Genomic DNA, 12,401 nt, shown 5'->3' with positions numbered 1-12,401 from the left:
ATCTATTGGGTTAAACACCGACTGCGGGTACGGCTCTTGTGGTAACAAATGCGTATCTATTTCAAACCATAGGACCCTTACCAATGGTTCTGTCGTCCCACTTGAACTTACCACTTAAAACTTAGAACTGTTTTCTAATATCTTTTCAGCCTCCCTTAGGATTTCTTCATCCAGTCCCATAAGCCTTGATATGTTTATGGCATCCTTTGGAACTTCCTTTACATCTTTTATTTCTGTGAGTCTATAATCCATGTAGTAATGGAGTAAGCTTACCCCCTCCTTTTCTTCCTGTATTTTATTAGATATTTTATCCCAGTCCTCCACCGATAATCCTCGTACTTGAAGATGTTTTACTTTTTCTTCATCGGCAAGACCATCAAAGTGGGTGGTTATTATGGTTATGGTTTCCTTATTTTTCAAGTGATTGATTATTGCCTTAGAGATTGCATAGCCCTCCTTTGGGTTAGTCCCCCTTGCTAATTCATCAATCAATATGAGTCCTTCCTCGTCAGAGTCCTTAATTGCTTCCTTTATTTTTAATATCTCTCCCCCAAATGTGCTGAGTCCTTTATCCGTGGACTGTAAATCTCCCATGGAAAAAAACACATATTTTTTAAGGGACAGCTTCATCTTCTCCGCCGGCACAAACATTCCATATTGAGCCATTGTGAGGAGAAGTCCTATGGTTTTTAAAGAAATAGTTTTTCCTCCCATATTGGCACCGGTTATACATGTGACCCCATTATTTAGCTTAAAGCTAATAGGTGTAAATTCTCTACCAGCTTTTTTGAGATTTTGTTCAACCTTGATATTACGCCCATTTAGTACATATATGATATTTTCATCAACTATCTCAGGCTTTGCCGCCTTAAATCCAACTGCATGAAAGCCCTTGGCAACAAGTAAATCCAGTTTGCCTATGGCCGTAATATTTTTCTCGATTTGATCCATATAGTTATTAATTTCTTCACTCAGTTTCTCCCTAACCCTAAATTCCTCTTCTTCCTCTATCAACTTCAATTGTTGGAGCTTTTTATCAAAATCATCTATATCCAAGGTGCTTATTGTCTTAAAAGTTATATTCATATATGTTTCCACACTATATGTTAAGAATTCATATGCTTTAAATTTATCAATAAGCCCTTTATTATCCTTATTTACTGTAATTTCTCCGTTTGATCTTAACCTTACATTTAAATCCTTTTCTACCCTTTCCTTTAAGCTTTTTCTTTCCCTACTAATTTTGTTTTCCATATCCCTTATTTCTCTTCTTATGGAGGCAAGCTTTTTAGAATAATCATCATATATATAGAAGGTATTGGTTCCCGTTTCACTAGGGTCAAATAGCCTTTCTAAATAGGATATAGCCCTAGGCCTTACCTCCTTTGGAATATCCCACTTGAGCTTTTGCAGGTTAGCATCTAATTTTTTTATAATTCCTATAAACATCTTTATTTCAAATAGCTCAGTTGTACTTAATACCTCTCCATTTGTCACCCTTTCAAAGGTTAGTCTAAGGTCCTTGGTATGCTTAAAGTAGGTTCTCATTTCTATGAAATCATATCTTTGTCTTTGGATTAGGTCTACAACCCTTTCTATCCTGTCAAGCTCTTCTATAAGTTCATTCTTTTCCTCGGTCATATAGGGCTTCATTGCCTTTTTATGGGTCTCTCCATAGGGTGTATATACATTAAGATTGTCAAAAATAAAATATAAGTCCAGATTTTTTGCTGTATCTTCCGATATAAACATTTACACACCTCCCCCTATCTTACATCCTTCATCATCATATCTAGTACAGGGACAGGATTTAAGATGTCTTGCATTTTATCCATAAACTCCTCGGGTGAAAAATAGTAGCCAAGTGGAGAATATGGGTTTATGGTCACAGCTAATATATTGATTTTTTCCATCACCCTAAGATTAACTCCAACCTTCTTGAAGTAAAGCCAATCCTTATATTCAATAAATATTTTTGTTGCATCCTTTATTATGAAGGTAACATTTCTAAAAAGCTTGGTGCATGTAATGATGTCCTTTAATGTTTTTGTTACCAAGGAGCCGCTTATAATTACATATTTGGAATTGTCATTTAAAGCTCCAGCAATTTTTCTACCTGCCCCCAGTGCAGTTTTTATATCTAAAACCTCTACATCTCTTTTATCATCGATTATATATATCCTTTTATCTTCAAATGCCCTTTGGGCTATAATATTTACTTCTTCATCATCATTAGCATCTAAGCTAAATAGCTTTACTTGATGGGCAGTTTTTTCTATGACTTTATTCATGTCCCTGCTGAGAACTGCTCCAGTAGCTAAAATAGTTGCCTCGGTAATTGAGGGGGAGGCGGATGATACTCTATCCAAAGCTCCATCAACGATAGCCACATCCACCCCATAAACTAACATTCTCCCAGCTACTTTTTTTATATCACTATTTGTACAGGGCCCTGCTATCTGCACATACCCCGGTGAAATAGCCCTAGCTATTACTACCCTACCAAGGGAAGTATTATAATCCGTCATTTCAAGAATCTCAAGATTGGCCTCACACACCTTAAAAATTTCCTCTGCAGTTGCAATTATAGTCCCCTTACTTATATAAATAAGTGGTTTTTCAGTAAAGGTAACTATATCCTGTTTTTCTCCATCTCGTCCTATCGATGTAATTCCAAGCCTTATATCATTGTCTATAGCTTCCTCAATGATACCGTTTAAGGTAACTGTCTTACCCGAATTTTTTGCCATTCCCACTACAGATATTATCTTGTATTTATTTATTATTAAATCAAGCAGCTGCATTGCAAAGCCCCCTTGGGATAAGTTCTAAGTTGTAACATGATTTTCCGCTTTGCCACAGGGACGGTTCCATCGTCTTCCCGTTGGTCACTGGCTATGCCAGCGAGACGCTGGAACCGTCCCCATGGCGCCGCTCAATGTGTAGTTGTAAGATTTAGGGTCTTCAGAGCCTCAAGAGATTCGACCCTAAGCTTGGAACTTGTAACTTAGAACTTAGAACTTTTTACTCATGGTGTCCTCTTTTACGTCTTTCTAGGTCTGATGGTTCTAGAGCAAGTTGATTCCCTTGAAGCAAGCCAGCTACCCCTGTGATTTTCTGTTCTTTTTCTCCTTTGCATATAGGACATGTACACTCTTCTTTGTATCCCTTTGGTTCAGTATATGTTGTGATAACGCCTTCGTAGTTTCTAAGTATAACCTTATCCGGTGATTGGGAGATTAAATAATTCGGCATTACTGGTATTTTACCACCGCCACCGGGAGCATCCACAACAAAGGTTGGTACTGCATATCCCGATGTGTGTCCCCTTAATCCTTCTATTATTTCTATTCCCTTTGAGACCGGAGTTCTAAAGTGTTCTATTCCCGCCGATAGATCACATTGATATATATAATAGGGTCTTACTCTCATTTTAACTAGATCATGCATAAGCTTTTTCATTACATGAACACAATCATTTATTCCCCTTAATAGAACCGATTGATTACCTAGGGGAATACCCGCATTTGCCAACAATTCGCAAGCCTTTTCTGCCTCTGGGGTTACTTCCTTTGAGTGATTAAAGTGCATATTTAACCAAATGGGATGATATTTTTTAAGCATTTCCACAAGTTTAGGTGTGATTCTTTGTGGAAGAACCACGGGAGTCCTTGTTCCCAGTCTTATGACCTCAACATGGGGTATTTCCCTAAGTTTTTTGATGATATATTCTAATCTTTCATCGGATACCAATAAACAGTCTCCACCTGATAGTAATACATCTCTAACCACTGGAGTATTTCTTATATATTCTATGGCCTTGTCTATGTTGTTTAATGGGCTTTCATCATCTTTTTGACCGGCAAATCTTCTTCTAGTACAGTGTCTACAATACATGGAACACATATCTGTTATGAGAAACAACACTCTATCGGGATATCTATGGGTAAGACCAGGAACAGGTGAATCAGTGTCTTCATGTAATGGATCATCTAGGTCAGCGTCACTTATATATGTTTCATATAATGTTGGCACTGCCTGCATTCTTACTGGACAATGGGGATCATCCTTATCCATTAGAAGTGCATAGTAGGGCGTAATTCCCATTCTCAATGTTTTAAGGGCATTATGTATCCCCTCTTCTTCTTCCGGTGTGATATTAATAACCTTCTTTAGGTCTTCCACCTTTGAAATACGGTTTCTAACCTGCCAATGCCAATCATTCCACTGCTCATCAGTAACATTTTTCCACAATTCAATTTCTGAATAATGTCTCATCAATCTCCACGCTCCCATATATTAAGTATTAGGGTCAAACCTATTGTGTTAGTTGTTAGCTCAAAGTTCAAAGTGTTAGGGTCAAATCTTTTGGACTGCACTTGGGTAGTATGATATTTGGATCCATCGAGATAGCTGAAAAAATCACAATTTCCCATTTGACACGGGGACAGTTCCATCGTCTTCCCGTTGGTCACTGGCTACGCCAGTGAGACCCTCGGACCGTCTCCATGACGTCGCTCTGACCATAAGCTTAGAACCTACCACTTAGAACCTGGCACTCTCTTTTACGCATAAAGCTCTTCATATAAATCTCTAAGCACTTTACTTTCTCTCATTATTTCAAGGGATATTTTTGCGTGTCCTTTTGTGTAGCCGTTTCCTATTATCATTGTTGTATCCATTCCTACGCCTTCTGCTCCAAGGGCAGCCTTAGTAAAGCTAGTTGCCATACTAAAGAAATATATAAGTCCGTCGTCTTTAGTAGCTAGTATACTTGACATTTCAGTATTTGGAATATTTACACAGTTGATAGTTACATCGGCCATCTGTCCATCCGTAACTTCACCCACCTTTTCCATAACCTCTACCGCCTTAGTTGCATCAGCTATTATATATTCATCTGCAAGACCTGCTTTTCTAACTTTTTCTAAGCTTCTTTCACTACGTCCAAGACAAATAACCTTTCCAGTTATTCCTGCTCTTTTCTTAGCTTCGTAAAGACACAGCATACCTGATTTCCCAGTTCCACCAATTACAAGGACTGTATCTCCAGGCTTCACTAGTTTGGCAGTTTGAGCAGGGGCTCCAGCAACATCCAATACGGATAATGCAAGATTTTCTGGCATATCATCTGGTATTACAGCATAGATACCGCTTTCAAATAGAATGGCCTTACCCTCTATATCTACTTGGTCTATATCCTTTCTTACTTCTTTGATGCTATCAATTCTAAGGGGTGTAAGGGATAAAGAAACCAAGGTAGCAATCTTATCTCCTACTTTGAGATCAGTTTTTCCATCTAAAGCTGGTCCAATTTTTTCAATAGTACCTATAAGCATACCGCCGGAACCAGTTACAGGATTATGATGTTTTCCTCTTTGCCCTACTATGTCCAACATTACTTCCTTGATTTTTTCTTCTTTTCCCTCTGCCTTTTCCTTGATTTGAGTAAAGCTCGCAGAATCGATATTGAGAGTCTGTACGTTAATCAATATCTCATTGTCGTAGATTTCCATATCGTTGTCTATTTTCCATGCTGGTTGTGGCAATGTACCCTTTGGTTCAATTACCCTGTGTGTTCCAAACTTACATCCTTTTTTCATCTTTTCATACCCCCATCGATAATTTTTTTGAAATAAACGTTTTATATTAGATTTTATCATTACTTATCGCAAATATTATGCCAAATATGCTTGGGTTTTAGTCGGACAATCAAAAATACTGTTTACTGCTGTTATTTTCTAGCTTTTATTAATTTTTCAAAAATTCATAGGATTGTAAATTGAATTGACATTTTAGAACAAGTGCCGAATTTTAGGCATAAGAAAAAACATTGTCAGATGCTTTTAACACAAGGGGACGGTTCTTCTGTGTCGTTTTGAAAAACGACACAGAAGAACCGTCCCCTTGTGTTAACTATATTTCTTTATCTTATACTGAAGTGTTTGTCTAGGTATATCTAGAAGGGCTGCTGCTTGACTTATGTTATTTTCGGTGGCTTTGAGGGCATTTTTTATCATTTTTCTTTCAAGATTTTCTAGGGCATCCTTTAAGGGAAGGTCTTCCGTCACAGCATTTATACTCATTTCCTCATAAAATTCTATTAGTTTTTTTGGCAGATAGTCCATGGTTATCGTATCTTCATCTATGATATTCATGGCTCCTTCAATGACATGCTCCAGCTCCCTTATATTGCCGGGCCAGTTGTAGCTTTGAAATATAGATGCTACCTCTCCAGAGATTCCCTTTATATTTCTATATAATATTTTGTTATACTTTTTTATGAAATGCTCAGTTAAAAGAGGGATATCTTCCTTTCTATCCTTCAAATCTGGTATTCCTATGGTGATTGCATTGATCCTATAGTATAGGTCCTTCCTGAGCAAGCCCTTCTCAAGGGCTATTTCCGGTGCAAGATTTGTTGCCGCAATAACTCTAACATCCACCTTGGTGGTTTTTATATCTCCAAGCCTTCTGATTCTTCCATCCTGTAGGACTCTTAGGAGCTTGGCTTGAAGCTGGAGTGGCATTGAGTTGATTTCATCCAAAAACAATGTTCCCCCGTGGGCAAGTTCAAATAGTCCCGGTCTATCCGCAGCATCGGTAAAGCTTCCTTTAACGGTTCCAAATAATATGCCTTCAAGAAGATTTGATGGTAATGCGGCACAGTTCTGAGCAACAAAGGATTTATTCTTTCTTCCCCCTGCATTGTGTATAGCCTGTACTAAAAGCTCTTTACCTGTCCCCGTATCTCCATAGACAAGTATAGGTGACATGGTGACCGCCGCCTTAGCAGCTATGGATTTTATCCTTAGAAGTTCTTTGCTATTACCGACTATGTCCTCAAAGGAAAATCCTACCTCATCATCCTTCACACCTTCATTACCCCTACCACCATATATCTTATTTTGTAGATCTATAACCTTTTCAGATAAAACCTTCACATCCGTTATGTTCCTTGATATTTCTATGGCTCCAACGACCTTGCCATTCAGCTTTATGGGCAAAGTTGAGTTTATAGTAGTAATCTTCTTTCCCTTATAGTTGGTAAAGCTTTGTTCTACGTTATATATAGGAATTCCGACCCTAAGAACACGAAAAAGGGTGCTGGTCTGTTCCTCAAGGGATGGATAGATATTGAATACATGCTTTCCAATTACATCCTCCCTATTGATATCATCCAAAATAGCAGCCATCCTGTTACAATAGACTATCTTCCCCTTCCTATCTATAACCTGAATTCCATCGCTGACATAATCTAAAATTATATCAACATTTTTTCCCCTTAATAGATTATCCATAAACATCCCTCCTACATATGCTGATTTTTCGGCTGATAGTGCCTAATTTTCGTCACTAAGATTAAAACAAAGGCGTCTGACGAGGCTTTTTTAGTTGCCAGTTCCATGTTCCAAGTATTGGGGTCATGCTTTTATGTCTTTAGAGACTTGAGAGATTCAACTATACCCTTGGAACTACTAATAAGATCATGACCCCTTACAGCTTGTAACTCTTACATCTTCTCATAAGCGGGTAATTCCAATATATCTAATATTTCCTTTAAAACTATTTTAAAAACATTAAATAACCTTAGTAAGGCTACTAATCTTTCTTTACTTAATTTTCTATATAGTGTAGATGAATTTATTTTATAAAAAATATCGCATAGCTCATTTGTGTATTTTATGAGTTTATAGGGTTGATTTTGGCTTATGGTACTAAGTATTGTATCTTTAAAGCTTGATATTTTGTTTATCATTTCTAATTCCAAGGGATTAGTTAAAAGTTCTTCGTTAAAATCCTTTACTTCATCTATATCCATTCCTTGGGCTTTAAAAATATTTATCAATGACATTATCCTGCTATATGGATATTGAATATATCTCAATTTATCCTTGGTCAGCTCTATATCCATTTCACTAGTTATTGCCTTACTGCAAAGAGTATATTTAATCCTATCGAGTTCTATCCACTGCAATAGGCCACTTAAAGCAACATCCTTCAGCTTTAATCCATTTTTATATATATTTACATCTTCAAGTATAAATCTTTTATCATCAAGTCCTTTGAATATACCTTGGTCTAAGGTAGAACAAAGGGTGATACTGTCCTTTAATTCCTCTTCATTTAAAACTATTTCTATATCTTTAAAATTCGATATGAAGTACTTTATGTTTAAATCTTCATCATAATTTTTTACCACAACAAGCTTTCTAACTTTAAATCCTGCAAAGCTATATATGTTTCCCAAATAGTACATGTTTATAAATGCCCTAAGACTTTCAAGGCGAAATATATCCTCAAGTTTATTTAGAACTATGGCTACCTTTACAATTTTATTTTTAGTTTTGAGCTTAAAATTTTTAAAATCTCCATTTTCTACACCCATGATATTTTCTTTTATAAAGCTTTCTTCTTTTAAATAGAAATTTAGGAAGCCCGGCCCCATGAGCCTAATATCCTTAATAAAATCAGTTCTAGCCATAAGATACTTTTTTATATTTTCTCCTAATTCCTTAGGATTCATATTTGCCCTTCCCGACAGCTTCATGGCAATGTTTGAAGAAAAATTACCATGTTCTTTTTTCTTTGGAATATTAATGGCTACATCCTTTGAATTTAAAGATATATCTGTTATTTCTTTTATGGCTTGTACCAAAATACCTTGTAGTTTTTGTTTGATTTTCATCCCTCCGTTCCCTATGCCACGGGGGCAGTTGTAAGTTGTAAGTTGTGAGTTCTAAGTTCAAAGTGTTAGGGTCTAAGCCTTTAGGTTCTTTTGAAAACCTAAGAGATTCAACTCTAATCTTAGAACTTACCACTTAAAACTTTGAACTTTTTCACATTATCTCTATATCCAGCTTATTAGTACCCTCGGCTAGCCCTTGTAAGCTTATTTGATATTCCAGGGATATACTGCCCTTTATATCTTCATTGATTCCTAGCTCAAGCTTTTTGGTAAGTATCTCCATCCTGAAATTACCATAGGGTGTACTATAATTGGTTACGTATCTTTTCCCCTTTTCAAATACTAGTTGGGATGTAGCCTTGCCAAATCTTTTCATTTCAACCTTATTACCTGTAATCTTTAGGGTAGTGGTACAGCCCTCCATTCCGGATAATTCCGACTCCTCATATACTATATACTTTGCATTGTCCTTGTCATAAAATTTACCTTCGGTTATAAGCTCTATATTGTCTTCGTCACTACCCGTAGGCATTTGTGTTCCCTTTATCTTTAACATTACATTCTTCATATGTTTAGCCTCCTAATTTAAGATTGAGTAGGCTTAAGCCCTGTTGCCATTACTTCTAGATATCTTCATATAAGAAGCCAGTCAAGCCCTCAATCTAAATCCTTCTTTTAATCTAAATTTTTCTCTTTATGCCTCTCTAATGCCAACTGGATTAACTTATCTATTAACTCATCATAGGGTAATCCCGTTTCTTGCCATAGCAAGGGATACATGCTGTATTTTGTGAATCCCGGCATTGTATTTATTTCATTTATATATACCCTATTGGTTTCCCCTTCCAAGAAAAAATCCACCCTTGATAATCCGCTACACTCTAAGGCTTGATATGCAATTACGGCCATTTTTCTTACTTCATCGGATATATTCTTTGGAATATTCCCAGGAATTATTAGTTTTGATTTGCCATCATCAAAATATTTAGACTCATAATCATAAAACTCGTGGGATGGTACAATTTCTCCCACAACAGAGGCCTTTGGGTCATCATTACCCAATACTGCACATTCCATTTCTCTACAATTTATACTTCTCTCAACTAATATTTTCCTGTCATGTTTTGCTGCGTCATTTAATCCTGCAATCAATGCTTCCCTATTATAAGCCTTCGATATACCCACACTCGAACCCATATTTGCCGGTTTTATAAATACGGGATATTCAAATTTTTCCTCTATTAGGGCAATATAATCATCTATATTGGTTTTTAGCTTATGCCTCAATACAACAAAATATTCTACAACATTTAAACCCTGTAGTTCAAATATTTTTTTCGCATATACCTTATCCATACATAAAGCCGATGATAACACTCCTGCCCCCACATATGGAATATCAGCCATTTCTAAAAGTCCTTGTATAGTTCCGTCCTCACCATAGGGGCCGTGAAGTACTGGGAAAATAACATCTATTTTATTTCCCAGTTCATGGGGAATCTCACTGGAGGCTTCACACTCCTTTTTTCCTATGGGAATAATTGAAAAAGCATTTTCTTTGGGCTTATCCCTAAGCAATTTATTTGAGATGCCTTCCCATTCACCATTCTCTATCTTTTCTACGGGGCCATTATATATCATCCAACCGCCTTCCATTGTTATACCAATAGGAATTATGTTGTATTTCTCTTTATCTATAGCTTCTATTATGGATGTGGCTGACATAAGAGAAACCTCATGTTCAGCAGATTTACCACCAAAAACCACACCTACATTAATCTTGTTATCCATCCAATTACCTCCAAATTTATTAAGACTATACTTAATCACAGATTATCCACATACAGTTCAAAACCACCCTATATATATACCTATTCTATAATTATTGATTTTATTATTCAATATTTTATTGAAATATAGATGTAAAAAAGTTTGATTCAAAGTTTTTCTTTCCTACGAAAAAAAATTCTAGGTCTATGCATCGAATCAGATTGTAGACAAAGTCTACAAGATGACAGGCTGCCTAAAAATTTGAAGTTCAAGGCGTGTTGAAACCCAGAGGCCGCAGCGTATATAGACATACGTAAGGGTTCTGGGTTTCAGCAACAACGAAGAAATTCGGGTTTTTAGGCAGCCTGATTCGAGGTGTATGCCTCGAATCGGATTGTAGACAAAGTCTACAAGATGACAGGCTGCCTAAAAATTTGAAGTTCGAGGCGTGTTGAAACCCAGAGGCCGCAGCGTATATGGACATACGTAAGGGTTCTGGGTTTCAACAACAACGAAGAAATTCGGGTTTTTAGGCGGCCTGATTCGAGGTCTATGCCTCGAATCCCTTAAATCATCAATATTCCATTTTCCCTCTTTATAAGTTTAAGTATTTTTTCTTCCACTCCAGTTCTAGCATTTATATATACAAAGAAGGTATCTCCTTTATACTTGACTTCAAATTCATAACAGAAAATTTCCTTTAAATAGGGTGTTGGTATATAACAAAGCCTTGGTTTTTCTACGGTTTCGACTCTGACACTAACCTTTTCCCTGGCTTCCTGGGGAGTTAATTTAGGCCTTTGGATATTCCTCTTATAATTTGATGTAAGATATTTTGTTGAATCAAATCCAACGATTGTACCATTATCAAGGGCAACCTTAACCTTTATCAAGTCGGGATACATAATAATATCATCCTGCATATGTACATAATTAATCACTAATACATTATCCGTCTTTAGGTTGAATGTGGGTTTCATATTCTTAAATCCCTTTTCTTCTAAAAACTTTGAAGCCATTTTCACCGCCTGTGGCCCGGATATATTGGATTTTTCTATTTTTCTATTGTTCAACATCAGTACTGTCTGCCCACTCATCTTGCTTATGTCAATATAGATTGGATTTTGCTTGCCGCCTTCCTTATTTTGAGGTTTTAATGTAAAGCTGTAGGTACTTATCTTACTATCATTTTCTTCACTCTTGCTAGTTTTTTCTACACTTCCTCCACCCACAAACTCTACTGCTTTTTTTCTTGCCTCTTCTTCACTTATGTTCTTACCCTTTAATCTGGGTTTCATTCCTTGAATAGCATGTTCTGAAAAAGGCCCATCATATATAAGCTCGGGGTACTCTATCATTCGTTCTTGAAACTTTACTAGCTTTACTTGTATCTCACTCTTCTTTTTCGCCTCTTTGTTGAGTTTTTCTGTCCCCTTACGTCTAAGTTCACCCTTCCATACACTACCCTTTAAAGCTTTATCATGAAGATTATGTAAATCTTTTCCCAGTTCCACTGCATAACCTTGAAGCTTTTCTAGATTTTCTATATCCTTTTCAGTTAATTGATCTCCATTAAGATTTTTCCTAGACAAAGCAAAGGTATAATCACCAACTTGATTTAAGAATTTCTCTATTTTATTTACTTCTCCATGTTTAATTGGCAGCTGTGCCAGGTTATCCTGTGCATTGTATGCATTCATTAGGATATTTGAATAAAGAACTACATTTTCTTTTTTCTGGGAGGAAACCAAGAGCTTTGATATATCCGTAGAAATGGTTTCAACGCTACCAATCAAATCATAAAACATTCTTTGGAATTGATTGTCTAAAAATGTATAGTACTGTTTTTTATCCCTAAACTGCCAGAATCCCCAAAGCCCTGATATAACCAGTGCTATGACCAATACGACAACAGTGATATTTCTTCTTTTCATTCTACTAC

At 36.5% G+C, this 12,401-nt stretch carries 9 protein-coding genes; all 9 read right to left on the bottom strand.

What is annotated here, in order from left to right; translation table 11 throughout:
• Positions 1-114 precede the first annotated feature (114 nt).
• On the bottom strand, positions 115-1,752 hold the full coding sequence (locus N4A68_18065) for a hypothetical protein (GenBank protein MCT4566202.1): 1,638 nt from the start codon (positions 1,750-1,752) through the stop codon (positions 115-117).
• A 14-nt stretch (positions 1,753-1,766) separates the two neighbouring features.
• Positions 1,767-2,804 carry a hypothetical protein gene (locus tag N4A68_18060; GenBank protein ID MCT4566201.1) on the bottom strand — a complete coding sequence of 346 codons (1,038 nt, stop codon included), beginning with the start codon at positions 2,802-2,804 and terminating at the stop codon, positions 1,767-1,769.
• A gap of 220 nt (positions 2,805-3,024) precedes the next feature.
• Positions 3,025-4,278 carry a lysine 2,3-aminomutase gene (ablA, locus tag N4A68_18055; protein MCT4566200.1) on the bottom strand — a complete coding sequence of 418 codons (1,254 nt, stop codon included), beginning with the start codon at positions 4,276-4,278 and terminating at the stop codon, positions 3,025-3,027.
• A 287-nt stretch (positions 4,279-4,565) separates the two neighbouring features.
• Positions 4,566-5,603, bottom strand: coding sequence for a zinc-binding dehydrogenase (locus tag N4A68_18050; protein MCT4566199.1), 1,038 nt, complete (start codon positions 5,601-5,603; stop codon positions 4,566-4,568).
• Between the two features lie 309 nt (positions 5,604-5,912).
• A complete protein-coding gene (locus tag N4A68_18045) occupies positions 5,913-7,301 on the bottom strand; it encodes a sigma 54-interacting transcriptional regulator (protein ID MCT4566198.1) in 1,389 nt (462 codons plus the stop codon).
• A 212-nt stretch (positions 7,302-7,513) separates the two neighbouring features.
• Positions 7,514-8,689, bottom strand: a complete 1,176-nt coding sequence (locus N4A68_18040) for a DALR anticodon-binding domain-containing protein (GenBank protein MCT4566197.1) — start codon at positions 8,687-8,689, stop codon at positions 7,514-7,516.
• 151 nt (positions 8,690-8,840) lie between these two features.
• The gene (locus N4A68_18035; protein MCT4566196.1) at positions 8,841-9,257 is read right to left on the bottom strand and encodes a DUF1934 domain-containing protein; all 417 of its coding nucleotides are present in this window, start codon (positions 9,255-9,257) and stop codon (positions 8,841-8,843) included.
• A gap of 107 nt (positions 9,258-9,364) precedes the next feature.
• Positions 9,365-10,480, bottom strand: a complete 1,116-nt coding sequence (locus N4A68_18030) for a D-alanine--D-alanine ligase (GenBank protein MCT4566195.1) — start codon at positions 10,478-10,480, stop codon at positions 9,365-9,367.
• A 545-nt stretch (positions 10,481-11,025) separates the two neighbouring features.
• Positions 11,026-12,393, bottom strand: coding sequence for a germination protein YpeB (gene ypeB, locus N4A68_18025; GenBank protein ID MCT4566194.1), 1,368 nt, complete (start codon positions 12,391-12,393; stop codon positions 11,026-11,028).
• Between the last annotated feature and the right edge of the window lie 8 nt (positions 12,394-12,401).

The organism is Maledivibacter sp., from assembly GCA_025210375.1.
GTDB lineage: Bacteria > Bacillota > Clostridia > Peptostreptococcales > Caminicellaceae > JAOASB01.
Note: the sequence above shows the minus strand (reverse complement) of the source record. Positions and strands in the feature narration are given on the sequence as shown.